Source organism: Nitratireductor aestuarii (assembly GCF_014641695.1).
GTDB lineage: Bacteria > Pseudomonadota > Alphaproteobacteria > Rhizobiales > Rhizobiaceae > Chelativorans > Chelativorans aestuarii.
Genome location: NZ_BMIF01000018.1, coordinates 1 through 22,266, shown reverse-complemented (window position 1 = coordinate 22,266; position 22,266 = coordinate 1). Strand labels below are relative to the sequence as shown.

At 59.4% G+C, this 22,266-nt stretch carries 21 protein-coding genes and 2 tRNA genes; 13 read left to right on the top strand and 10 right to left on the bottom strand.

Annotation, left to right across the window (positions count from 1 at the left end):
• Nucleotides 1–37: 37 nt before the first annotated feature.
• The 4 genes from IEX27_RS19490 to IEX27_RS19475 form a co-directional block, all read right to left on the bottom strand.
• The gene (locus IEX27_RS19490) at nucleotides 38–400 is read right to left on the bottom strand and encodes a DUF1850 domain-containing protein (RefSeq protein WP_188722777.1); all 363 of its coding nucleotides are present in this window, start codon (nucleotides 398–400) and stop codon (nucleotides 38–40) included.
• 6 nt (nucleotides 401–406) lie between these two features.
• On the bottom strand, nucleotides 407–2,518 hold the full coding sequence (locus tag IEX27_RS19485; RefSeq protein ID WP_188722776.1) for a TRAP transporter permease: 2,112 nt from the start codon (nucleotides 2,516–2,518) through the stop codon (nucleotides 407–409).
• A 172-nt stretch (nucleotides 2,519–2,690) separates the two neighbouring features.
• Nucleotides 2,691–3,650: a TAXI family TRAP transporter solute-binding subunit gene (locus IEX27_RS19480; RefSeq protein ID WP_188722775.1), complete on the bottom strand. Its 960-nt coding sequence runs from the start codon at nucleotides 3,648–3,650 to the stop codon at nucleotides 2,691–2,693.
• A gap of 230 nt (nucleotides 3,651–3,880) precedes the next feature.
• Complete coding sequence (locus IEX27_RS19475; protein WP_188722774.1) at nucleotides 3,881–4,264, bottom strand: rhodanese-like domain-containing protein; 384 nt, start codon at nucleotides 4,262–4,264, stop codon at nucleotides 3,881–3,883.
• Nucleotides 4,265–4,661: 397 nt separating this feature from the next.
• Here IEX27_RS19475 and IEX27_RS19470 point away from each other — a divergent pair, with 397 nt between their 5' ends.
• Nucleotides 4,662–5,231: an NADPH-dependent FMN reductase gene (locus IEX27_RS19470; RefSeq protein WP_188722773.1), complete on the top strand. Its 570-nt coding sequence runs from the start codon at nucleotides 4,662–4,664 to the stop codon at nucleotides 5,229–5,231.
• Between the two features lie 278 nt (nucleotides 5,232–5,509).
• Here IEX27_RS19470 and IEX27_RS19465 read toward each other — a convergent pair.
• Nucleotides 5,510–5,584: transfer RNA gene (locus IEX27_RS19465), tRNA-Asn, on the bottom strand.
• A 282-nt stretch (nucleotides 5,585–5,866) separates the two neighbouring features.
• On the opposite strand from IEX27_RS19465, the gene IEX27_RS19460 reads away from it, so the two are divergent.
• Nucleotides 5,867–6,175 (top strand): hypothetical protein, encoded by a 309-nt coding sequence (locus IEX27_RS19460; RefSeq protein ID WP_188722772.1) that lies wholly within the window; start codon nucleotides 5,867–5,869, stop codon nucleotides 6,173–6,175.
• 64 nt (nucleotides 6,176–6,239) lie between these two features.
• On the opposite strand, the gene IEX27_RS19455 is transcribed toward IEX27_RS19460, so the two are convergent.
• Nucleotides 6,240–6,680, bottom strand: a complete 441-nt coding sequence (locus IEX27_RS19455) for a universal stress protein (RefSeq protein ID WP_188722771.1) — start codon at nucleotides 6,678–6,680, stop codon at nucleotides 6,240–6,242.
• 341 nt (nucleotides 6,681–7,021) lie between these two features.
• Between IEX27_RS19455 and IEX27_RS19450 the strand changes: the two genes are divergently transcribed.
• From IEX27_RS19450 to IEX27_RS19425, 6 genes are all read left to right on the top strand, one after another.
• Nucleotides 7,022–7,095: transfer RNA gene (locus IEX27_RS19450), tRNA-Cys, on the top strand.
• A gap of 86 nt (nucleotides 7,096–7,181) precedes the next feature.
• Complete coding sequence (locus tag IEX27_RS19445) at nucleotides 7,182–7,856, top strand: protein-L-isoaspartate O-methyltransferase family protein (protein WP_188722770.1); 675 nt, start codon at nucleotides 7,182–7,184, stop codon at nucleotides 7,854–7,856.
• Between the two features lie 169 nt (nucleotides 7,857–8,025).
• Nucleotides 8,026–9,378 (top strand): TolC family outer membrane protein, encoded by a 1,353-nt coding sequence (locus IEX27_RS19440; RefSeq protein ID WP_373869901.1) that lies wholly within the window; start codon nucleotides 8,026–8,028, stop codon nucleotides 9,376–9,378.
• A 203-nt stretch (nucleotides 9,379–9,581) separates the two neighbouring features.
• Nucleotides 9,582–10,250, top strand: a complete 669-nt coding sequence (locus IEX27_RS19435) for a DUF2497 domain-containing protein (RefSeq protein WP_188722768.1) — start codon at nucleotides 9,582–9,584, stop codon at nucleotides 10,248–10,250.
• Nucleotides 10,251–10,443: 193 nt separating this feature from the next.
• On the top strand, nucleotides 10,444–13,224 hold the full coding sequence (locus IEX27_RS19430; RefSeq protein ID WP_188722767.1) for a valine--tRNA ligase: 2,781 nt from the start codon (nucleotides 10,444–10,446) through the stop codon (nucleotides 13,222–13,224).
• A 484-nt stretch (nucleotides 13,225–13,708) separates the two neighbouring features.
• Nucleotides 13,709–14,503 carry a tetratricopeptide repeat protein gene (locus tag IEX27_RS19425; protein WP_188722766.1) on the top strand — a complete coding sequence of 265 codons (795 nt, stop codon included), beginning with the start codon at nucleotides 13,709–13,711 and terminating at the stop codon, nucleotides 14,501–14,503.
• Nucleotides 14,504–14,557: 54 nt separating this feature from the next.
• On the opposite strand, the gene xth is transcribed toward IEX27_RS19425, so the two are convergent.
• Entirely contained in the window at nucleotides 14,558–15,349 is a 792-nt protein-coding gene (gene xth, locus IEX27_RS19420; protein WP_188722765.1) for an exodeoxyribonuclease III, read from the bottom strand.
• Between the two features lie 195 nt (nucleotides 15,350–15,544).
• On the opposite strand from xth, the gene IEX27_RS19415 reads away from it, so the two are divergent.
• Nucleotides 15,545–15,919 carry a DUF2188 domain-containing protein gene (locus IEX27_RS19415; RefSeq protein WP_188722764.1) on the top strand — a complete coding sequence of 125 codons (375 nt, stop codon included), beginning with the start codon at nucleotides 15,545–15,547 and terminating at the stop codon, nucleotides 15,917–15,919.
• Nucleotides 15,916–16,197 (top strand): hypothetical protein, encoded by a 282-nt coding sequence (locus IEX27_RS19410; RefSeq protein ID WP_188722763.1) that lies wholly within the window; start codon nucleotides 15,916–15,918, stop codon nucleotides 16,195–16,197. Before IEX27_RS19415 ends, IEX27_RS19410 begins: the two co-directional genes overlap by 4 nt.
• 7 nt (nucleotides 16,198–16,204) lie before the next feature.
• On the opposite strand, the gene IEX27_RS19405 is transcribed toward IEX27_RS19410, so the two are convergent.
• Both IEX27_RS19405 and serB read right to left on the bottom strand, forming a co-directional pair.
• Nucleotides 16,205–16,771: a GNAT family N-acetyltransferase gene (locus tag IEX27_RS19405; protein ID WP_188722762.1), complete on the bottom strand. Its 567-nt coding sequence runs from the start codon at nucleotides 16,769–16,771 to the stop codon at nucleotides 16,205–16,207.
• On the bottom strand, nucleotides 16,768–17,655 hold the full coding sequence (gene serB / locus IEX27_RS19400) for a phosphoserine phosphatase SerB (RefSeq protein ID WP_188722761.1): 888 nt from the start codon (nucleotides 17,653–17,655) through the stop codon (nucleotides 16,768–16,770). Before serB ends, IEX27_RS19405 begins: the two co-directional genes overlap by 4 nt.
• A 31-nt stretch (nucleotides 17,656–17,686) precedes the next feature.
• Here serB and miaA point away from each other — a divergent pair, with 31 nt between their 5' ends.
• Nucleotides 17,687–18,565, top strand: a complete 879-nt coding sequence (gene miaA / locus IEX27_RS19395) for a tRNA (adenosine(37)-N6)-dimethylallyltransferase MiaA (protein WP_188722760.1) — start codon at nucleotides 17,687–17,689, stop codon at nucleotides 18,563–18,565.
• On the opposite strand, the gene IEX27_RS19390 is transcribed toward miaA, so the two are convergent.
• Complete coding sequence (locus tag IEX27_RS19390) at nucleotides 18,566–20,305, bottom strand: ATP-binding protein (protein WP_188722759.1); 1,740 nt, start codon at nucleotides 20,303–20,305, stop codon at nucleotides 18,566–18,568.
• Nucleotides 20,306–20,557: 252 nt separating this feature from the next.
• On the opposite strand from IEX27_RS19390, the gene IEX27_RS19385 reads away from it, so the two are divergent.
• Together IEX27_RS19385 and IEX27_RS19380 are read left to right on the top strand one after the other, a co-directional pair.
• A complete protein-coding gene (locus tag IEX27_RS19385) occupies nucleotides 20,558–21,004 on the top strand; it encodes a type III secretion system chaperone (protein ID WP_188722758.1) in 447 nt (148 codons plus the stop codon).
• Between the two features lie 16 nt (nucleotides 21,005–21,020).
• Nucleotides 21,021–22,184 carry a hypothetical protein gene (locus IEX27_RS19380; protein WP_188722757.1) on the top strand — a complete coding sequence of 388 codons (1,164 nt, stop codon included), beginning with the start codon at nucleotides 21,021–21,023 and terminating at the stop codon, nucleotides 22,182–22,184.
• Nucleotides 22,185–22,266 lie beyond the last annotated feature (82 nt).

The following is a 22,266-nucleotide window of genomic DNA, read 5'->3' as shown; positions in this document are numbered from 1 at the left end:
TGCATGAAGGCGCTGCGTGTCCCCACGCGGCGCTTTTTCATTTGCAAATTGATATTTCCACCGGGTCGCCTGCATCAGCCCCGAGATCGAGACACGTATCGGGCGTGCAAAGGCGCCAACCGCCTCCGGTCATGCCGGAGGACGCGAGAACCAGCTTTTCCTGGCTGGGTAGCTTTGGTTGATAGACCCACCAGCCCTCGACGAACTTTGACCCTTCCGGAGGGTCCATGCCGGCTCCCGACCCCTTCACGCGGGCTTCAGTCAGGAAAATGCCTGTAGAACTCACCTGCCAATCCTCGCGCCATTCGGTCTTCTGCACCGAGTGGGTCCAGGAGAGCGAAAAGAGCGAGGCGGCCAGCACTGTCATCTTGCCGGCCGCGAGGATGCAGAGCGCAGCCATGGCTCGCTATTGAGCGGCCCGCGCCGTCACATGACGGGTGCGCCACCAATGAGTGGCGATGATGGCCAGGCCGAGAATCCAGCCCGCTTCATCCGTCAACGGCAGGGCAAGCACCAGAAGTGCGCCGGCGATAAGGCTGCCGAGCCGTTCCCACCACAGCGCGTTGCTCCGCAGATAGCCGACGACCGCGACGCCCCACAGCGCAATGCTGAAGCAGGCCTTCAGGAAGAGGTAGATGACTTCACCCCAATAACCGATGTAGCCGGTGAGGGTGCCCGCATCCTGCAGCATCAGTGCAGGGGTGTAGACCGCCATGAAGGGCACGAGGAAGCCTGCCGTGGCAAGCTTCACCGCCTGGATGGAGATCTTCAGCCCCGACGTCTTCGCCATGGGGGCGGCGGCAAAGCAGGCAAGTGCCACCGGTGGCGTCAGGTCGGCCATGATGCCGAAATAGAAAACGAACATGTGGCTCACCAGCAGCGGTACGCCAAGTTCCAGCAGGGCAGGGCCGGCGAGCGACGAGGTGATGATGTAGTTCGGGATGGTGGGAATACCCATGCCCAGCACCAGGCAGGTGATCATCGTCAGCACCAGCGACAGGAACAGGTTGTCCTTGCCGATGGCAATGACCCAGCCGATGAAGGTCGAGGCGATGCCGGTGAGCGTCAGCGTGCCGATGACGATGCCGACGATTGCGCAGGCGATGCCAACGGGCAGGGCGTTCTTGGCGCCTTCCGCCATCGAATCGCGGCAGATTACGAGGGTTTCCCGGCCACCCTTGGCGAAGATGCAGGCGATGATCAGCAGGCCGATCAGGGCGGCGAGCACGTTGACGCCGAATTTCATGAACGTGGCTGCGGCGAGCCCGACGGCAACCCAGAACACGACGCGGAAGGCGAAGGGGCCAATCATGGCCGCAAGCGGCGTGCCGAGGATCAGCACGACGATGAGCGCCAGGCCCATGGTTCCGGCAAAGATGGGCGTGTAGCCTGCAAAGAGAAGGTAGACGAGTGCAGCCAGCGGCAGGATCAACGGCCAATGCTCACGCAGCGCTGCCCAGGGGTCCGGAAGGGTTGCGCGATCCATGCCGCCAAGTTTCGCCTTGCCAGCCTCCAGATAGACCATCCAGAAGCAGGTAGCGAAAAACAGGATCGCCGGAATGAGTGCTGCCTTCACTATTTCCACGTAGGGAACGTTCAGCGTTTCGGCCATGATGAAGGCCACGGCGCCCATCACTGGCGGCATGATCTGCCCACCCATGGACGATGTCGCTTCCACGCCGCCGGCGAAGGCCGAGCGGAAACCAAAGCGCTTCATCAATGGAATGGTGAACTGGCCGGAGGCTACGACATTGGCCACGCCGGAGCCCGATATCGTCCCCATCAGTGCAGAGGACATGACGCAGACCTGGGCCGGGCCTCCACGCCAGCCGCCGACGAGGCCCAAGGCAAAATCGTTGAACAGCGCCAGCATGCCCGCACGTTCCAGGAAGGCGGCGAAGACCACGAAAATGAAGATGTAGCTCGCCGAAACGTAGATCGGCGTGCCGTAGATGCCTTCCGTGCCGAAGCCGAAGTGCTCAATGATCTGGGCCACATCGTAGCCGCGGTGGATGAAGGGTGGCGGCAGGTGGTTGCCGAAGAGGCAGTAGGCAAGGAAGAGGCCGGCGATGATGGTGAGCGGCAAGCCCATCAGGCGGCGCGCGCCCTCGAAGACAAGGACGATGACCACCGTTCCCACAATGAGATCCGGCGTCGTGTGGAAGCCGGAGCGCATGATCAGGTCCTTGTAGAAGACCCAGTTGTAGACGCCAGTGAGGAACCCCAGAATGCCAAGCGCCCAGAACCAGGCTCTACCGTAGACCGTTTTCGCCACCAGATTGCCGAAGAGCGCAAAGCCCAGCAGCAGAAGGAAGCCAACGTGCATCGCGCGGATGATCTGGCTGGGCAGCGTTCCATAAGCAGCCGCCCAGAGCTGGAATGCGGTAAAGGCGAAGGCGATCCAGAAAGCTGCCCGACCGGGCAGACCGTTGCCAAAGCCGGCTGGAAGACCTTCGATGACTTCTTCAGCACTATCCTGCGGAATGAAGGTCTTTTCCGGTTTGGCAGACGTGGTCATGGGCGTTCTCCAGGCAAGCAGGCTCCAGGGCTACGCAGCTTCTGAAATGCTCGTATCCGGGGCATCGTTGAGCTGACATCGCAATGCCGTCGTGCCGCCCTTTGGCGGGCGGCAGCTGACGATCCGGTGATGAAGGGAACGCCCCCAATGGAGGCGTTCCGCAAAGGTTAGGTTACTTGAGGATGCCGGCTTCGCGGTAGTATCGCTCCGCTCCCGGGTGCAGCGGCACGGGCATGCCCTCCAGAGCCTTCTGGGGATCGATCGCCTTGGCTGCCGCATGTGCGGCTGCCAGCTGTGGCAGGTTTTCGAAGAGCAGCTTGGTCATCTGGTAGGCTGTTTCCTCGGAAACTCCCTCGTGAGTGATCAGGAAGTTGCCGACTGCAGCCGTTTCCACGTCTTCAGACTGTCCATCATAGGTGCCTGCAGGGATGACGACCGACACATAGGGAGCGCCGATCTTTTCAACGACGTCCTTCGGCACCGCCACCACGTTGATCGCCTGGGTCGTCGCGAGATCGCGGATGGAGGCTACACCAAGTCCCGCTGACTGCAGCGTTGCATCAAGCTGGCGGTTCTTGATCAGCTCCACGGATTCGGCGAAGGGGAGGTACTCGACCTTACCCAGATCCTCGTACTTCATCCCGGCAGCCCCGAAAATTGCTCGGGCGTTGAGCTCTGTGCCGGAAGCCGGTGCGCCGACGGAAAGGCTCTTGCCCTTCAGGTCAGCCAGCGTCTTGATGCCGGACTCCTGGCTTGCGACCACCTGAATGTAGTTCGAATAGATGCCGGCAATGCCGCGCAGCTTGTCGAGCGGCTGCGGGAAACCTGCTTCCTTGTTGCCCTTCACGGCTTCCTGGACAGAGTCGCCCAGCGAGAAGGCGATTTCGCCCTTGCCCTGCTGCAGAAGGTTCAGGTTTTCAACGGAGGCCTTGGTCGCCTGCACCTGCGTGCGGGAGCCTTCAATGCCCTTGGCGTAGATTTCCGATAGAGCGACACCGAGCGGGTAATAGACACCCGACGTGCCACCGGTCAGTACGTTTATGAACTGCTGCGCTTGTGCGCCGGCAGCAGGGATAAGAAATGAGAGGGCCGCGGTTGCCCCAATGAATGTCCGTCTCGAAAATACGTTCATACTCACCTCCTAAAACATTGGAAGTTGAGTGTAGCCACCAGAAATCAAATCGAAAAGTCTTTATTCCGTCCCCTTACAATATTGGGTAAGGGGATTATGGTCCGTTGTTGATAGAATTGAAATTATTAGCGTATATCGCGTTTATTGTCTCGATCCGCGTTCTCCTAGTCTTTCCGCATCCGTCAACATTTATTGTCTGTGGTCAGCGGGGGGCTCCTGCTGGCCACGATCTAGCCAGCCGGTTCCGTTTCTCCGCCGCCATCCACCCAGTCCGTGAAACCGCCAAGGTTGTAGACCTTTTCGTAGCCCATATCCTTCAGCGCCTTGGCGCTCAGAGCCGAGCGTCCGCCTGAGGCGCAGTAGAGGATGATCGGGCGATCGCGGCGGAATTCCGCATTGTGATAAGGCGTATCGGGATCAGCACGAAACTCAAGCATACCGCGCGAGACGTTCAGGGCTCCCTTAACCTTCCCGCTCGCCTGCACCTCTGGTGCGTCGCGGACGTCCACCACCAACGCGTCGGATTCCGCGATCAACTTCCTGGCCTCGTCTGATGTGATCTTGGGCACTGCAGCATTTGCTGCGGCCATCAGTTCTTTGACATTGGCTGCCATGTCCTGCCTCCAGAAAGAACTCCGCGATCACTCTAGCACATACCCCCTCTGCACGGAGAGATCCCCATTTGACGGAGGTCTTTGTGGCCGGTGTTTCCGGGAAGCTCTGAAGTGCAGATACGAAAAAGCCCGCCAGGGAGGAGGTTGGCGGGCTTGATCGGAAATACAACGTTGGGAGGAGGATAACGTTGTAATCTTGGTTGGCATTTCGTCTGGGAGGAGGAAGAGAAACGCCAATAAGGATCTTTTAATATTTTCAGCCGGAACGCGCTAGCGACAAATTTGCAATGCAGCATTGCAATTTGTGCAATGCATAATAACCGGACCGGGCTTCGGGTTGAGGAACAAAGCTGCGGCTCGGCCGTTCCCGCTGAGGCGGAAACCAAGGAGCAGGCCCATGACCCAGCACAAAGTCGGATATTTCGTCGGTAGCCTCGCCAAGGAGTCGATCAACCGGAAACTGGCCCAAGCGCTGGTGAAGCTCGCTCCGCCACAATTGGAGATGACGGAAATCAGCTTCGCGGATCTTCCTCTTTATACATATGACTATGATTCCGATTTTCCGCCGGTCGCCACCGCGTACAAGGATGCGCTGGCCGTTGTGGACGCAGTTCTGTTCGTGACGCCCGAGTACAACCGGTCTATCCCGGGAGGCCTCAAGAACGCCATCGACTGGGCAAGCCGCCCGTACGGGAAAAACTCGTTCACGCGGAAGCCCTCGGCTGTCATCGGGACTTCGCCCGGCGCGATCGGTACGGCCGTCGCCCAGCAGCACCTGCGAAGCATCCTGAGCTTCTGCAACTCGCCCCAGATGAACGCGCCTGAAGCCTATATCCAGTTCAAGCCGGATCTCATCAGTGATGACAGCGAAGTGACGGTCGAGAGCACGCGGGAATTCCTGCGCGGCTTCATGCATGACTTCCACGTCTTCATCACACGCGTCCGCTCGGTGCTGCCACAGGAATAAGTCTGGAGCGCATAGCGAGTTCATAGGTGGCGACAGCGGGCAGGCTTCAGCCGAATCTTTGGCCAGGTGCGATTCTTACGTCACCCAGGGAATCGTCACGGCGTGGCGGGTGCGCGAATGGACCACGTAGCCGGAGAAGGATGCCGCCCAACCGTTACCTTAAGCAGAGCCGTCGTTGAGCCAGACCGAACAAGCGATCGGCACTCACAGCGCGGGGCAGGGCTTGCGGTGACATTTCAATAATGGAAGGGTAAGTTATTGATCACTCTTGAAAAGAGTGGCTCCCCGGGACGGATTCGAACCATCGACCAACCGGTTAACAGCCGGTTGCTCTACCGCTGAGCTACCGGGGAACGGTGTGCTCGTTTGCAACGAGGCTGCGTATAGCAAAGAGCTTTTTGATTTGCAAAGAGCCTTTTTCGCATTTTCCATTTTTTCTTCGATAAGGCTCGATTTACCCACAGGGGCATCGCATATGAGCCTGACGGACGCCGGATACCGCCGCAATACGTGGGAAAGCTGCGGAATGCCGGGATCTGCGGGGTTTCCAGCGCGTCCGGGCAGGGTTTATGACGATGAAATGGGTGGTTGATGAAGGTTTGGTTCTCACCACTGCCTGACCAGAAAGAGGCCGTATGACGCAGGAAGAAGCACGCGAGGGATCCGGCAGCGAGAAGCCAAAACGGCATCATGTGCGCGTCGCCGGGCGTCGGATGCCGATTCCCCAGTCGCGCCGGGCCAGAATCGCGATCGGAATCACCATGGTGATTCTGGGCTGTTTCGGATTTCTGCCGATTCTGGGCTTCTGGATGATTCCCGTCGGACTTCTGATTCTGTCGCACGACATGCCATCCATCCGCCGCAAACGCCGCCAAATGGAGGTCTGGTGGTACCGACGCAAGCAGGCACGGGCCAATCGAGGTGGTGAGAACCTTCCGAAATAGAAAAAGCGCCGGGCAGGGCTCGGCGCTGGACGATTGTCAAAGCCTGACTTTCTCGCCGTCGCGTTCAGCGCACCACGAGAACGGGAATCGAGGAATGTCCCAGAACCTCGGACGTCTGGCTGCCCAGCAGCGTGCGCTTGATTCCCCTGCGGCCGTGGGACGACATGACGATCAGGTCACAGATGAGGCGCTGAGCCGCGTCGATGATGGCAGACGCCGCATTCTGATCCGGAATGTATTCAATGTCTGCCTGGACGCCGAGCTTTGCAGCCTCCGTCCTGATTCTCTCCAGCAGCTCCGATGCCGCCTTGCGGTTTTCGTCGGCGAATCTGTCGTAATCCTCGGGGTTGGGTACCCAGGCGTCGCCATACATGATGGGAAACGGCTCCGTCGCCGTAATGATCGTCACCTTGCTCCCAAGCCCTTTTGCAAGCGCAAGCGCGTGGTTCACGCCCTTCTGTGCGAGTTCGGAGCCGTCGGTTGGAACGAGAATATGCCTGTACATCTGGGCCTCCTGTCATCTCTGCGAGGGTTTCGCACGCGATTGCCTGATTGCGGAGGCAACGCCTGCCTGGAGTAACGGTTGCAACTACCGTAAGCCGGCTCCATCAGCGCTTATATATAGAGCTGCGTCTAGTGGCGGTCCTTGATTGAAGTCATAAGAAAGCTCCTTGCGTCGTCGGTGGAGAGCCCTTGAGGCGGGACCCGCCGGATATACCAGGTGCTATGCGGGGTTCAGGATGCGCTTTGAGCATAGAATGTGTGAAGTCGCTTCCTGATGAGAGATCGCGCTTGACGCCCGCGCTTCGCCAACCTATTGAGTGCCCAACGCGAACAGACGCGTGGGGCCTCGTGGCGGAGTGGTTACGCAGAGGACTGCAAATCCTTGCACCCCGGTTCGATTCCGGGCGAGGCCTCCATTAAAAGTCTGATCCGCGTTGCGGCATTTGACTGGCCGCTCTGGCTGTCTTTTTCCGCTTACCCAAGAAGATCTGGAACGGGCGTGATGAGCAGCAATTTCTCCCAACTGCGCGATACCATGGTTGAAGGTCAGCTTCGTACACGTGACGTGACTCACGTCCCTGTGCTGAACGCATTCCGCTCCATCCCGCGCGAATATTTCGTTCCTGAATCGCGCCGCAGCCTCGCCTATCTCGACGAGGATCTGGAGGTTGCTCCCCGCAGCGCCGAATCCCCGGCACGCTACCTTGTGGAGCCGGCCGTTTTTGCCCGGCTGCTGCAGCTGGCCGGCATCAAGTCGACCGACCTGGTACTGGATGTGGGTTGCGCGACCGGTTATTCGACCGCCATCCTCGCCCATATCGCTAGTTTCGTCGTCGGCCTGGAGTCCGATGCGGATCTCGCCCAGAAGGCATCAGCGACCCTTTCGGAGCTGGACTGCGGCAACGCCACGATCGTCAACGGTCCGCTCACCGCAGGCTACGCAGGCCATGCTCCCTATGATCTCATCATTCTTCAGGGCAGTGTGGACTATGTACCGGACGCGCTTCTGGAGCAGCTCAGCGATGGCGGCCGCCTCGTGGCCGTGATCGGCACAGGCAACTCCGCCCGTGCACATATCTATGTGAAGACTGACGGTGTCGTTTCGCAACGCGCTGATTTCAATGCAGCAATCCATCCACTGCCAGGTTTCCAGTTGGAAACAGGTTTTGTATTTTGATGTGACGGCTGTTGCTCTATTGCAACGGTTTTCATTTCAGTTCTGATGTAGCATTTTTAATGGTACTGCTTCGAAGGAGAGAATCGGCAGGTTCGCTTGACTTCGAGCGCTAATAATTTTGGGGACGGGGCGCATCGGAAGTTCCAGCGCTGACGAGACGAGGTTGAACGTGGCTTCACGCAAATTCTTCTTGGCAGGACTATCTGCCTTCGCCTTAGCTCTATCAGTCGCGCAAGTGAGTGCGGAGACACTGCAGGGCGCACTTGCAAAAGCTTACCAGAACAATTCTACGATGAACTATAACCGGGCGGGCGTCCGGGTCGTTGATGAAACTGTTCCGCTTGCGAAGTCGGGCATGCGGCCCCGGATAGATGCGGTTGGCTCCGCTAGCTGGCAGACCGACAATACCGGTGAAATCCGCGTGGGTTCCTTCGGCATCGAGCTTGCCCAGCCGATCTTCGACGGGTTTCGCACCAAGAACAATGTTGCCGGAGCCGAAGCCCGGGTGCGCGCGGCCCAGGCTGGTCTGCGCAACAACGAGCTGAACCTGTTGCTCGACGCTACGACAGCTTACATGGATGTGATCCGTGCCCGGCAGATCGCAGTCCTGCGAGCACAGAACATCGAATTCCTGCAGGAGCAGCTTCGCTCGTCCCGGTCGCGCTTCGAGGTGGGTGAAGGCACCCGCACGGACGTGGCTCAGGCTGAGGCAGCGCTCCAGATCGCGCTCGCACAACGAGCAACTGCCGAGGCACAAGCTCGCTCAGCCGAGGCGACCTATCGCCAGATCATTGGCGAAAACCCCGGATCACTCCAGATGCCGGAGCCGCTGAAGTCGCTCATTCCTGGCGGGCTTGAGACAGCTTACTCCATCGCTTTCGCTGAACATCCGGCCCTGATCGCCCGTGCACACGAAGTTGATGCTGCTTCCTTTGGGGTCAAAGTGGATGAAGGGGCTCTCTTGCCTCAGCTGTCTGCTACTGCCGGCGTAAGCGCCAGCGCGGGGGATCGCTATGGGGTTGATACCGATAGCCAGTCTGCTTCCGTGGGGCTTCGCCTCACCATTCCGATCTATCAGGGTGGACAGGACGCTGCACAGGTCCGTCAGTCCAAGGAGACGCTGGGCCAGGCCCGCATCAACGTCGATGTGACGCGTGATCAGGTTCGCGCAGCTGTTGCTTCCGCCTGGGCAAACTACTTCGCTGCGATTGAAACCGTCCGTGCCAACCGCGAGGCGCTGTCTGCCGCTCGGCTCGCACTTAGTGGCGTCATTGAAGAGCGTGACGTCGGCCAGCGTACCACGCTTGATGTGTTGCAGGGGCAGGCTGACGTCATCAACGCGCAGATTAACCTGCTGAACGCTCAGCGCGATGTGGTTGTTGCAAGTTACGCCATCGCTTCGGCGACCGGTCGCCTGACTGCTGAACGCCTTCGCCTGCCGGTGACGCTCCATAAGCCAGAGGAGCACTACAACGCGGTCAAGGATAAGTGGAGTGGGCTGCGGACGCCGGACGGCCGCTGATCTTCCCTTCGTTTAACTGCAATATAAGTTCTACAGAGAACCCGCTTCATATATCGATATGGGCGGGTTTTTACTTTCTGTGCGCAACTAACTGTTTCTTAGTTAATGGATTCTCAGCGCCGCAATCATCCGGTACGCTGCCCTTGATTCGCATCAACCCGAATACAGGCGGGTAAACAGTGGATGAAGGCACCGGAATGACCATGGCACAACCAAGCAGTGTGCAGCGTGAGCCCTCGATGGAAGAAATTCTCGCTTCGATCCGGCGTATCATCGAGGATAACGAAACTTCACGGAAGGACGAGAAGCCGGCCGCGCAGCCGGAGGCTCCCAAGGCTATGGAGCCATCGCCAGTCAGCGTTGATGAGCCTTCCGTTCAGGAGCAGCCGGCCCAGCCGGTGGCCGTTTCGCAGGTTGCAAAGCCCGCGAACATCGCCAATGAGATGGTCTCTATCAAGCCGGCACCCTACAAGCCGGAGGTTGTGACCCTGGAGCGTCCATCGCCGGCTCCTGTCATTGAGGAAGCTGAGGAAGAGGACGTGTTCGAGCCTGAAGTGGAATTGAAAAGCGCTGACGTCGAGCCTGTGGCTGAGGCAGAGCCGGAGCCAGTGGTGGAGCCGAAGGTCGCGACCGAGATCTCCGATGTTGCGGTCAACTCGGCGCCGATCGTCTCCGAGCAGTCAGAGCGCAAGATCGCAATGGCCTTCAGCGAACTCAACGAGGCTTACCAGTCCGTTCGCCGTAAGACGCTTGCGGATGCCGCCGAAGAAATGCTTCGCCCGATGCTGCGGGAATGGATCGACGAAAATCTTCCGCAGCTGGTGGAAAAGCTCGTACGCGAGGAAATCGAGCGTATCGCTCGCGGAAGCTGATAACAATTTTTTCAAACTGTCCGTGCCGCACAAGATGTGGCACGGCTTTGCTGCGCCCGCAGAATGGTGGGCTAGCCGCAATCTGCCATCCTGATTGGCAGGCTGCCTTGCGCTCTCACCCTTGACCGTGGTTGACTCACTTCAACCCTTCGGCTTTACACGCGGGTACCAACCGGCGCACGGAAACACCACTATGCTCGAGAAAACCTATGACGCCAAAGGCGTCGAAACAAAAATCACACAGCTATGGGAAGATGCTGGGGCATTCAACGCTGGCGCGGGCTCCGCACCCGGCGCCGAGGCATTCACCATTGTGATTCCGCCGCCGAACGTGACCGGCTCGCTCCATATGGGTCACGCGCTCAACAACACGCTGCAAGACATGATGGTCCGCTTCGAGCGCATGCGCGGCAAGAACGTTCTCTGGCAGCCCGGCATGGACCACGCTGGCATCGCGACCCAGATGGTCGTCGAACGTCAGCTGGCTGCCAAGGGCATCCACCGTCGCGACCTTGGCCGCGAGGAGTTCATTGACCGCATCTGGGAATGGAAGGCCGAATCCGGCGGCGCGATCTTCAACCAGTTGAAGCGCCTTGGTGCTTCGGCCGACTGGAGCCGTGAGCGTTTCACAATGGATGAGGGTCTGTCGAAGGCTGTCATCGAGGTTTTCGTCACGCTCTACAAACAGGGCCTGATCTACAAGGACAAGCGTCTGGTCAATTGGGACCCGAAGCTGCTCACCGCAATCTCTGACCTTGAGGTCGAGCAGCGGGAGATCAACGGAAACCTCTGGCACTTCCGCTATCCTATCGAAGGCGTAACCTTCGATCCCGAGAACCCGGCGACCTACATCACCGTCGCAACCACGCGTCCCGAGACGATGCTGGGCGATACGGGTGTTGCCGTTCATCCTGAGGATGAGCGCTACAAGCACCTCATCGGCAAGAACGTCGTTCTGCCCATCGTCGGCCGCTTGGTTCCGATCGTTGCAGACGAGTACTCCGATCCCGAGAAGGGAACGGGTGCGGTGAAGATCACGCCCGCGCATGACTTCAACGACTTTGAAGTCGGCAAGCGCCACAGCCTGCGTGCAATCAATATCCTGACGGTCGACGCCAAGGTCACGCTGCAGGAGAACGAGGATTTCCTGGAAGGTCTCAACCCGACGGCGGAACAGCAGGCTTTCTGGGCGCAGTTGCATGGCCAGGATCGCTTCGAGGCGCGCAACCAGATCGTCGCGATCATGGAAGAGGGCGGGTTCCTCGCCAAGATCGAGCCGCACCGCCACATGGTTCCGCATGGCGACCGCGGCGGCGTTCCGATCGAGCCGTTCCTGACCGACCAGTGGTATGTCGACGCCAAGACGCTGGCGCAGCCGGCGATCGCTTCCGTCCGCGAGGGCCGCACCAATTTCGTCCCGAAGAACTGGGAGAAGACCTATTTCGAGTGGATGGAAAACATCCAGCCGTGGTGCGTCTCCCGACAGCTCTGGTGGGGTCATCAGATCCCGGCCTGGTATGGTCCTGACGGCACGGTCTTCGTCGAAAAGGACGAAGAGGCAGCGCTTGACGCGGCGATCCAGCACTATCTGGCGCTCGAAGGTCCGTGGAAGGCGTGGGTCGAGGAGAAGCTTGAGAATTTTGCTCCCGGCGAGATCCTGACGCGTGACGAGGATGTTCTCGATACGTGGTTCTCGTCGGCGCTCTGGCCGTTCTCCACGCTCGGCTGGCCGGACAAGACGCCGGAACTTGCGACCTACTACCCGACCTCGGTGCTGGTCACTGGCTTCGACATCATCTTCTTCTGGGTTGCCCGGATGATGATGATGGGCCTGCACTTCACCGGCAAGGAGCCGTTCCACACGGTCTACGTCCACGCGCTCGTTCGCGACAAGAACGGCGCGAAGATGTCGAAGTCCAAGGGCAACGTCATCGATCCGCTGGAGCTGATCGACGAGTACGGCGCCGACGCGCTGCGCTTCACGCTCGCCATCATGGCGGCGCAGGGTCGTGACGTGAAGCTCGATCCCGCCCGTATCGCGGGTTACCGGAACTTCGGCACCAAGCTCTGGAATGCGACACGCTTTGCGCAGATGAACGGCGTGGCGCACGATGCGAGCTTCAAGCCGGAGAATGCTAGCCTTGCCATCAACCGCTGGATCCTTACGGAGCTTACGCGCGCCTCCCGTGCGATCACAGACGGCATCGCCAACTACCGCTTCAATGAAGCGGCCGGATCAGCCTATCGCTTTGTCTGGAGCCTCTTCTGCGACTGGTACCTGGAGCTTCTGAAGCCGGTGTTCAACGGCGAGGACGAGGCCGCCAAGGCCGAGTCGCGCGCCTGCGCAGCATATGTCCTGGACGAGATCTACAAGCTCCTGCATCCGATGATGCCGTTCATGACGGAAGAGCTGTGGCAGCTGACGGCGGCTGAGGGCGGACGTCCGGATGTTCTGGCGCTCACCCCATGGCCGTCGCTCTCCTTCGAGGACGATGAGGCTGCTGCCGACCTGAACTGGCTGGTTGATCTCGTCTCCGGCATCCGCTCTGTCCGCGCCGAGATGAACGTTCCGCCTTCAGCGCAGGCTCCGCTCATCGCCGTCGGTGCTGACGAGCTCACGCGGGAGCGTTTGGCGCGTCACGATCCGGCGATCCGTCGTCTGTCGCGCGTTCGCGAGGTTGGCTTCTCGACGGATGTGCCGAAAGGTTCGGCGCAGCTCGTCATCTCGGGCACGACGTTCTGCTTGCCGCTTGGCGAGTTGATCGATCTTCAGGCTGAGGCCGCACGGCTCGAGAAGGAGCTTGGCAAGGTCGCTGCCGAAATGGAGCGCATTGACAAGAAGCTCTCCAACGAGAAGTTCGTCGCCAACGCCAAGGAAGAGGTGGTTGCCGCCGAACGCGAGCGTCATGCGGAGCTTCTCGATTCCCGTGCGCGGCTTGAGGCTGCGCTCCAGCGGGTGCGGGAGGCGTCCTGATTCGCAGCTTTGGGGCGTCCGGAAGGCAAGTCCGGGCGCTAAAGCGGCGTGTTTTTTACATCCTGTTTAGGGTAATCGAAGTTCAGCCGGGGCCATGCGTGGTCCCGGCTTTTTTGTTCCCTTAGATTCCTTGAGAAAGCGGGGCCCGGGGCGGCCATAACAATTCTCAATCGCGTTTTGTGACCAAATCGCAACAGTCACTGAGGATGTAATAAGCTACAACAGCTCGGGGATGAAAAGTCAATTTCCCGCCATAAAGGGGGCGCACCGATTACATGTTGGCGTGCAACCGTACGTTATGGATTTGTTAAATAAGCTGTGCATGCAGCAAGGGTTCTAAATGAAGGCTCGAGCAATTTCAGGTTTTCATCTCCCGGCAGCCCCCAAGGGTCGACTGCCCGGTCATGAACTTGCAATTGAAAGCGTTCGGGCCTTTCGGAAGCCTGTTTGTAAGCCAGGTGCGGCATTGGGAAAAGTCGGTGTCATGTGCAAGTCTGAGTGTCTGGGGCGGGTTGTTTTTGGCGCGCTGATGATGCTCGCAGTTGCGGGCCCGGCAGCGGCGCTTGATGACAAGATCGTCGTCCAGCAGCAGGAAAAGAGCCCGTGGGCGGTCTTCAAATTCGGCTTCTCGGCTTACAAGAGCGGCAAGAAGGAAGAAGCCGTCGAGGCCTACCGCTATGCGGCTGAAAATGGGCAGGTTGGCGCCCGCTGGAAGCTTGCACGCATGTATGCGGATGGCGATGGCGTTGCCCGCAACGACTATGAAGCATTCCGGTTCTTCAGTGCCGTGGCGCAGCTCGACGTGCAGCCTGGCAGCGAGGATGAAACCTATGTGGCCGATGCCCTGGTGGCGGTCGCACAGTATCTGAAGTCCGGCATTCCCGGTTCTGCCATCCAGGCAAACCCAGGGCTTGCGCAGGAATATTTCATGCGCGCGGCAGCGACCTATCGGCATCCCGGTGCTCAGTATGAGCTGGGTGTGATGCTGCTCAAGGGTGAGGGTGTCGCCCGCAACGTGACACAGGCGGCCCGCTGGCTGCAGCTTTCCTCAGAGAAGGGACATGTCGGCGCGCAGGCGACCCTTGGCAACCTTCTGTTCCAGAGCGGACAGACGGTTCGTGGCCTTGCCTTGATGACGACCGCCCTGGAGCATGCCGCACCGAAGGACATGGCTTGGATCCGCGCCATGCAGGAACAGGCATTCGCACTCTCCGCGGAATCCGATCGCCGGACCGCCATCGCGCTTGCTGAAGATTATCTGAAAAACGGCGTACGCTGAACTCAACGCACTCGCTTGCTGGGCTTGTCAAAGAACAGCCCAGCCTTTGCGTTTTCAAGCGGCTTCGAGATCCAGTTCAATGACGACAGGCACGTGGTCGGAAGGCTTTTCCCATGACCGTGTGTGCTTCTCTACCCTGGTCGTGATCAGATGATCGGCTGCCTCCGGTGAGAGCATCAGGTGGTCGATGCGGATGCCGTTGTTCTTCTGCCAGGCGCCGGCCTGATAATCCCAAAAGGTGTAGGTTTCAGGCCGCCCGTTTACGGCGCGCAGCGCGTCCGTCATGCCGAGGTTGCGCAGACGGCGGAAGGCCTGCCGGCTTTCGGGTTGGTACAGCGCATCGCCCAGCCAGGCTTCAGGGTTCCTGGCGTCTTCCGGCTCGGGGATGATGTTGTAGTCGCCGGCGAGCACCAGCGGTTCTTCGAGGTCGAGCCGCGCTTCCGTCCACTTTTCGAGACGGTCCATCCAGTTGAGCTTGTAGCTGAACTTCTCGCCGGGGAACGGGTTGCCGTTCGGCAGGTAGAGAGAGACAACGCGGATCGCGCCCCTGTTGGTCGAGAACACACCTTCGATGAAACGGGAATGGTCATCGGCGTCGTTGCCGGGCAGGCCGCGTGAGACCTCATCGAAACGCAGCTTCGACAGGATTGCGACGCCGTTGAAACCCTTCTGGCCGTGCGTCTCGACATTGTAGCCCATTGCCTCGATCTCGAAGCGCGGAAAGAGCTCGTCCACGGTCTTGATTTCCTGGAGGCAGACGATGTCCGGGGCCGACTCTTCCAGCCAATGCATCAGGCTTTCGATACGCGCCTTCACGCCATTGATGTTCCAGGTGGCAATCTTCATCGGTTGATCCCGTGGGTTTCTTGGACGGTGACGGCTGCGCCCGCGTCGTCATGCGCGCTCGGACAATCGGTCTTCAGGCGAAGGTTTAGACCGAAAGCGGAACCGTTCCAATATGTGCCTGTGGACTAATCTTAATGGGGAACCTGTTGGCCCTCGTCGCGTTAATCAGCGTCGCTTGTTCTGGAAGGGTCCACAATGCGTTTCATCCTGGTGCTCCTCGGTCTGTGGGGTGTTTTTTCCTATCTGCGCGGGCGTCGCCAGCAGCAGAAGCCACGGGCCCTCATCACCGACGGTCGGAGCAAGAGGAAACCGCCGCATATAGTCTACGAGATCGTGGAGCATGATGGCGGCTGGGCCTACAAGGTAGGCGATGTCTTCTCCGAAACACATCCGACGCGGCGGGAAGCGGTGATAGCCGCGCAGAATGCCGCCGAGGCGCATGAGATGAGCGGGGAGGACTCCTTCATCGAATACCAGGACGAGCGTGGCAGGTGGCACGAGGAAATTGAATCCGGCGACGACAGGCCGGAAGTGGATGTCGAAAACCAAACGATGGCGAGCTCACGATGACCTTTACCTCAGCGGCAGAGAGGCACCCCTTCCACTTGGTCGACACCATCGTCAAGCGGGAGGCCCCCAACAGCCCATGGCTGACGGTAGAATTCGTGGGAGAGGGCGGCGAGACGGTTTCGATCCGCATGCCGTTCTCCGTGGCTTATCCGGACGAACTCGGACGCAGCCGTGCGGTGGGACGCGCCATCCAGCTCATGAAGAAGATCGTCGCGACGAGCGGTGAGGTCGAGATCGCCCTTCCGAAGACGGGACGGTTCGGCATTCCTACCCCATAGATGGTGATCAGTCTGCGTTGTTCGCTTCCCACTGGTCGCGCGTGATCGCATAGAACACGTGCGGACGCAGGTGCGGGAACTCATCGCCAACCTTCGGGTGCAGGAAATCGCCTTCGGGTCGATGTTCCATGCCAAGGCGCTTCATGACGGCGGTCGAACGATGATTGTCCTGCACGGCGAAGGCGATGATTTCCCGAAGCTTCAGCGTTTCAAAACCGAAGCGGAGCCACGCTCTTGCCGCCTCTGAGGCGTATCCCATGCCCCAGTGCCCGGCGCCCAGTCGCCAGCCGATTTCGATTGACCCGTCCGGCACCGGCGGGGTGTCCGTAACGATCGAGAGCCCGGCAAAGCCCAGGCACTCGCCAGTCTCTTTCAGTTCGATCGCAGCGAAGCCGAACCCATTGCGGTCAATGCCATCGCGGATGCGATCCATGACGCGATCGGCTTCTTCGCGGTTGCGCCTGAACTCGAAGAACTCCATGACCGTGTCATCGGAGTTGATGTGATGAAACAGCTCACGGTCGCGATCTTCCCAGTTGCGCAGGATCAGTCGGTCCGTGACGATCGGTTTCATCCAGCAAACTCCTCTTGTCTGTAGCCCTGCAGGTAAAGAAGCGCAGTCAGGTCGCCGTGGTCAATGCGAATCTGCGCCTGCGCGGCAACGGACGGCTTGGCGTGGAGAGCGACACCAGCGCCTGCGATGCGCAGCATGTCGAGATCGTTAGCGCCGTCGCCTACTGCCATGACCTCTGCGGGCGTGATGCCGAGGCGGTCAGCGATCTCGTTCAGCGAATTTGCCTTGGCTTCGCGACCGAGGATCGGTTCAGCGACGAGACCGGCAAGCTTGCCGTCCTCCTCGATCAGCGTGTTGGACCGATGCTCGTGAAAGCCCAGCATTTCGGCGATGCGTCCGGTGAAGACCGTGAAGCCGCCAGAGACCAGCGCCGCATAGGCGCCATTGGCGCGCATGGTGGCGATCAGCTCGCGTCCACCGGAGGCAAGCGTGATACGTCCCTCGATGACGCGGTCGATGACGGAGAGCTCCAGCCCCTTCAAGAGCGCGACGCGCTCGCGAAGCGCTGGTTCGAAGGCGATCTCGCCATTCATGGCGCGCGCGGTGATGGCGGCGACGTGGTCCTTGATGCCAACCTCGGCGGCGAGCTCGTCAATGCACTCCTGGTCGATCATGGTCGAATCCATGTCCGCGATGAGCATCTTCTTGCGACGGCCATCGGCTTCCTGCACGGCCACGTCGATCGGCGCGTCACCAAGCGCGGCGCGGATTGCCTGCTCGGCAGCTTCGCGCGACAGACCTTCCGGAACGGCAATGTCACAGGCGATTTCCGGTGCGAGCCACTCAATGGTGGTTGCGCCAAGGGCGTTGCCTGCCATATTCGCCACTGACTGGCTGAGATTTGCGGCCTTGGGATTGGAGATAAGCGTTGCGACAAGTGCCATTGGAGTGTCCGGTTTTGCTGGCGAAGGTGCCATGCTGAAAGGTGCCACCCTGATAGCGGGCCCAACCGCAAGCGGCAAGTCCGCTCGCGCAGTGGAACTCGCCCGGCGCAACGGCGGCGTCATCATCAACACCGACTCCATGCAGGTCTATTCGGTCCTGCGGCTGCTGACGGCGCGTCCCGGCGAGGTGGAGATGGCAGAGGCGCCGCATAGGCTGTTCGGCCATGTGCATCCTTCCCAGCCCTATTCCACTGGGGGGTGGATGAGGGATGTCGAGGCTCTGCTGCTGGATCCGATCCTTGAAGGACGGCCGGCAATCTTCGTGGGTGGAACCGGTCTCTATTTTCGCGGCCTCGTCGAGGGTCTCTCTCCCATGCCGACAATTCCGGACGAAGTGCGGGAGCATTGGCGCGGACGGCTAGCTGAAGACGGGCCGGAAATTCTGCACCGCATTCTGCAGGAAAGGGACCCGGAGACAGCCGCCCGCCTCAAGCCCTCCGACAGCCAACGGATCGCGCGGGCTCTCGAGGTGGTCGAGGCCTCAGGACGGCCAATTTCCAGCTGGCAGAAGGAGCGGACCGTGCCGCTTGTGGATGGCGAGAGTGCGGAAAAGATCGTGCTGGAGCCGGATCGCGCAGCGCTTGCGCGCAGGATTTCCGATCGGTTCGACGCGATGCTCGAACAAGGCGCGATCGAGGAGGTGAAGGCGCTCAACGCGCTCGCTCTCGACCCCGCGCTGCCGGCAGCAAAGGCCATCGGCGTGCCTGAGATCACCGCCTATCTTGCCGGAGAGATCAGCCTGGAAGAGGCAGCGACGCGCGCCAAGGCTGCCAGCCGCCAATATGCCAAGCGCCAGATGACCTGGTTCCGCAATCAGCTCGGGCCGGATTGGATGCGCGTGGCGGCTTGATCAGCTGAAGAAGCGGCTGCCCGTCGGAGTTGAAGGTGTGCTTGCGGGCTCGCTTGCTGCAATCCTCTGGGAGGCGGCTGCAGCCTGGGCCACAGCGGGAGGAGTGATGTTGCGCATCTTGTCCATGATCTTGCGCAGGTCCACGCCGTCCTTCTGGCTGTCGGCCAACGGATCCTCGCTCGCCTTGCCCGGAAGATACATCTCGGGAACCCTCTCGAACTTGAGCCGCATGGTCGTCGCGACCCCTTCACCGAAGGCAATGGCTTCGCGCTGGCCAAGTGCGGGCAGGAAGGCGAGGGTCGAGGCTGAAGCATCGCCGGTTGCCGACTTGATGATCGCCTGGTCCGCCTCGTTGGCCAGTCGCATGGCGAAGATGGTCGAACATTGCGACAGGACCGTCGGATCGAGATCGCCCGGACGCTGGGTAATAACGCCAAGGTAGCAGCCATACTTGCGACCTTCGCGGGCGATGCGGGCGAGTGCGTGACGGGTGGGTGCGAAGCCCAGACGCGGGTCGGAGGGAATGTAACGGTGGGCTTCCTCGCACATGATGAGGATTTTCAGCTTGCCATTGCCCCAGGTGGTGAGATCGAACGCAAGACGCGCCAGCACCGAGCAGACGGCGTTCACGACTTCCCCCGGAACACCCGCCATTTCCATGCAGGTGATGGGCCGGCCATCATTGGGAAGGCGGAAGATCGCACCCAGCGTTTCGTGCACGCTGTCTTCACTCACGTGGGTGCCGAACATGAAGCGATAGAGCGGGTCGTTGAGCGCCGCCTCCAGCCGCAGACGCAGCTGGCGCAGGTGCGGACGCTCGACCTTGGCATCAAGCGCGCCCATTCGGTTGGAGATCTCGGCAATCACGTCTGCAATGCGGTACGGGATGGGCGTATCCGCCGTGATGCCGGTGGCATCGCCCTTTCGGCGTAGCGAGATCGTGGGTTCGCGATAGCCATGCTTGGCGTGGACGATCAGGTCGCGCAGCAGTTCCAGCTCGTCGGCCGGCGCCTCGCGTCCGCGATAGAGAACCTCGGTCAGCTCCTCCATACGGAACAGCCAGAAGGGAAGCACAAGTGTCCCGAGATCCATGCGCATGCAGAGATCTGGCAGCGCCGAGGAGAATTCGTTGTGTGGATCGAAGAGAACAACGCTGAGATCAGGCTTTGCCTCGACGATCTTGCGCAGGAGCAGGGTGACTGCCGTCGACTTGCCGACGCCGGTGGTGCCAACGATGGCGAAGTGGCGACTCAGCACCGTATCGACCGCAACCACCGCATCGACTGCGCTATCCTGTGACAGGGTGCCGACACGGATGGTGCTCGCCCCGCCGAGATCGTAGATCGCCTGCAGGTCGACGGAGCGGATGCGGTGCGCCGGTGCGCCGATGAAGGGGTATTCGGTGATGCCGCGATCGAAGGTCGCCTTGCCGTCGATGTCGCGCACTTCGCCGATAAGCTCGACGGAAATGGCGGTCGGCCCGAGGATGTCTTCCGTCTGTCCGGGTATGCGCTCGATCGAATAGACGAGAGCCACGGTGCGGATGGGCCCCAGGTTGATCGTGATCAGCTTGCCGACTGTCAGCGCCGTATAGGCCTCGTTCGGCGCATAACCTGAAATAACGGCAGTTGCGCCATCGCATCGGCTGACACGGCCAAGGAGTCGATCGTCCCTCTGGCCCTGTCTGCGCCTTTCCTGCGAAGTGAGTTCACTGCGCTGCGATGCGTCTTCTGCGTACATGCGAAATTCCCTGCGTTGCTCCTTGCATACATGCCGGACCCTTAAAACCGCGTGAGCATGAATGGTTGATGGGGGGTTAAGGGAAAAAGCTGCGTAAGGCGAGATGGTAGAAGGTAAGATGTGTAAGAAAACATATAGTGTATGTTCCAAAACCACCATCAATAGATTAATATAGGTTTGTAACATTCGACACATTTTCGAACCGCAATTGCTTTAGTCGGTTATGTGGGCGCAAACAATCGGGTTAACTACATGGATGTTGTTGATAGATTGAGTGCAATGATTGCGGAAATTGGCCAAAAGTTACCATCGGTCAAAGGAATTTTGCAGCGGCCGAACGGAGAGTGGCTGGTTCGGCTCGATGATCTGGATGTCGTGCTCGAACTTGATGAGAAAACGCGACGGATGATGGTGTCTGTCGAGCTCAGTACGCTGTCTGAGCTGAGCGAAGCGGCGGTGCTGACACATCTGTTGCAGTACAGCTTTCTGTGGCGCGAAACAGGCTGCGTCTATGCATCTTTGAATGATGAGCTGCGGCCGGTCCTGATGGTGCCGCTGTTTCAAGAAGAGCTGTCGACAGACTTTCTTACAAATGTCCTTGCCCACATGGTCGAAAAGGCCCGGGCTTTCACTGCGCTGATTGAACATCTGAGCGTTGCATCACCCAAACAGGTGCAACTCGACGAGATAAAGATATAGTCAAGCGAGTATTGCCATGGTTGATGCATCCTACATCTATAAGAAAAATTCCGACCCGATCGCCTTTCTCGAGGCAGCTGCAACGGCGAACAAGGACCAGAAATTCAAGGCCCGCCGGAAAGACGACGGTATAGAGATCTACGCGCGGACTTTTCACACGGGGTTTCGCGGGCAGGCTGTAAAGCTATGGGAATTCGTCTCCGGAAAGGCGCATGACCGTCGCATCCTCGTGCGTGAAGTCATAGAGGATGTCATACGCCAGTGTCGTATCCAGCGCGGTTACGACATGAGCCAGGCAATCCAGGATCGGCTCCTGTCTAATGTCATCGACAAGGACATTACTGGGGCAGACATCCAAGTATTGCTTAAGGATATTCTGTTTTCCTTTGCTCCGCTCCCTGACGGGCCTGCTGGAAGCGAATTTGCGCTTCTTGGCGCAAGGCTACAAGAGGCAACTATCCTTGTCATTGGCACCTATAAGGAGAAAATTACCAAGGACGAGCTCGAAGGAGGTACGGCCAAGAAGTACTACAAGAATTTCACAAGCACCATCTCTTCTTGGGGTTCCAGCGCGAAGAACTATCTGTTGGAGAACGTGTGCGGGCCCGTAGGCCGGCTTTTCAGCAGGACGGATGATGTTGAAGGAGAGGCGGTCGCTGTTGATCCGGAAAAAAAAGAAGGGAAGCCTTCGAAGGAAAAAAAGCTTGCCAATGCCCTCGCGGCGGCGTGGTCTGAGGTTCTCGACAATGATGCGCTTGGCACCAAGTTCACCGAGTTTCGCACGAGGCTGGTGAACTCTTCGGGATCAAGGTTTCAGTTTGACCTGATCGAGTCCCTCGTCATCAAGGAAAACTTTGAGGATAAGGGTTCCATGAGGCGGATCTTCAAGAACGCCTTCGCGCAGGTGAAGGAAAAGTTTGTACCCGATTTTGAAGACGACAAGGGTATCATTAAGCGCTCGGGGACACTTTACGTGCGCGACGGCCAGAAGAGCGCGGATGGCGATTGCTTTTACACATACTACAGGGCCGAAAGCAACAAGTCCCCAACTGCGCCCCGGATCGTGGTCAAGTCCATCCAAGATCCGATGGCTTCCCTGGAAAAAATGCGCAGGATCAACGCCAACTTGTTGAACGTAAGCGCGATTTTCGATGCGCCTAGACGGCCTCTTCAGGCGTAATCGCGCACGGGTTCTAGCCGTATCCAGCTTTATTTGGCATTTGCCTTGGAGAAGTTGAACGGCAGCAGGTCGCCAATGTCGG

Excerpts from the sequence above, each read along its gene's own strand:
- IEX27_RS19490 (WP_188722777.1), bottom strand. The coding sequence starts at position 400 with ATGGCTGCGCTCTGCATCCTCGCGGCCGGCAAGATGACAGTGCTGGCC.
- IEX27_RS19485 (WP_188722776.1), bottom strand. The coding sequence starts at position 2,518 with ATGACCACGTCTGCCAAACCGGAAAAGACCTTCATTCCGCAGGATAGT.
- IEX27_RS19480 (WP_188722775.1), bottom strand. The coding sequence starts at position 3,650 with ATGAACGTATTTTCGAGACGGACATTCATTGGGGCAACCGCGGCCCTC.
- IEX27_RS19475 (WP_188722774.1), bottom strand. The coding sequence starts at position 4,264 with ATGGCAGCCAATGTCAAAGAACTGATGGCCGCAGCAAATGCTGCAGTG.
- IEX27_RS19470 (WP_188722773.1), top strand. The coding sequence starts at position 4,662 with ATGACCCAGCACAAAGTCGGATATTTCGTCGGTAGCCTCGCCAAGGAG.
- IEX27_RS19460 (WP_188722772.1), top strand. The coding sequence starts at position 5,867 with ATGACGCAGGAAGAAGCACGCGAGGGATCCGGCAGCGAGAAGCCAAAA.
- IEX27_RS19455 (WP_188722771.1), bottom strand. The coding sequence starts at position 6,680 with ATGTACAGGCATATTCTCGTTCCAACCGACGGCTCCGAACTCGCACAG.
- IEX27_RS19445 (WP_188722770.1), top strand. The coding sequence starts at position 7,182 with ATGAGCAGCAATTTCTCCCAACTGCGCGATACCATGGTTGAAGGTCAG.
- IEX27_RS19435 (WP_188722768.1), top strand. The coding sequence starts at position 9,582 with ATGGCACAACCAAGCAGTGTGCAGCGTGAGCCCTCGATGGAAGAAATT.
- IEX27_RS19430 (WP_188722767.1), top strand. The coding sequence starts at position 10,444 with ATGCTCGAGAAAACCTATGACGCCAAAGGCGTCGAAACAAAAATCACA.
- IEX27_RS19425 (WP_188722766.1), top strand. The coding sequence starts at position 13,709 with ATGTGCAAGTCTGAGTGTCTGGGGCGGGTTGTTTTTGGCGCGCTGATG.
- xth (WP_188722765.1), bottom strand. The coding sequence starts at position 15,349 with ATGAAGATTGCCACCTGGAACATCAATGGCGTGAAGGCGCGTATCGAA.
- IEX27_RS19415 (WP_188722764.1), top strand. The coding sequence starts at position 15,545 with ATGCGTTTCATCCTGGTGCTCCTCGGTCTGTGGGGTGTTTTTTCCTAT.
- IEX27_RS19410 (WP_188722763.1), top strand. The coding sequence starts at position 15,916 with ATGACCTTTACCTCAGCGGCAGAGAGGCACCCCTTCCACTTGGTCGAC.
- IEX27_RS19405 (WP_188722762.1), bottom strand. The coding sequence starts at position 16,771 with ATGAAACCGATCGTCACGGACCGACTGATCCTGCGCAACTGGGAAGAT.
- serB (WP_188722761.1), bottom strand. The coding sequence starts at position 17,655 with ATGGCACTTGTCGCAACGCTTATCTCCAATCCCAAGGCCGCAAATCTC.
- miaA (WP_188722760.1), top strand. The coding sequence starts at position 17,687 with ATGCTGAAAGGTGCCACCCTGATAGCGGGCCCAACCGCAAGCGGCAAG.
- IEX27_RS19390 (WP_188722759.1), bottom strand. The coding sequence starts at position 20,305 with ATGTACGCAGAAGACGCATCGCAGCGCAGTGAACTCACTTCGCAGGAA.
- IEX27_RS19385 (WP_188722758.1), top strand. The coding sequence starts at position 20,558 with ATGGATGTTGTTGATAGATTGAGTGCAATGATTGCGGAAATTGGCCAA.
- IEX27_RS19380 (WP_188722757.1), top strand. The coding sequence starts at position 21,021 with ATGGTTGATGCATCCTACATCTATAAGAAAAATTCCGACCCGATCGCC.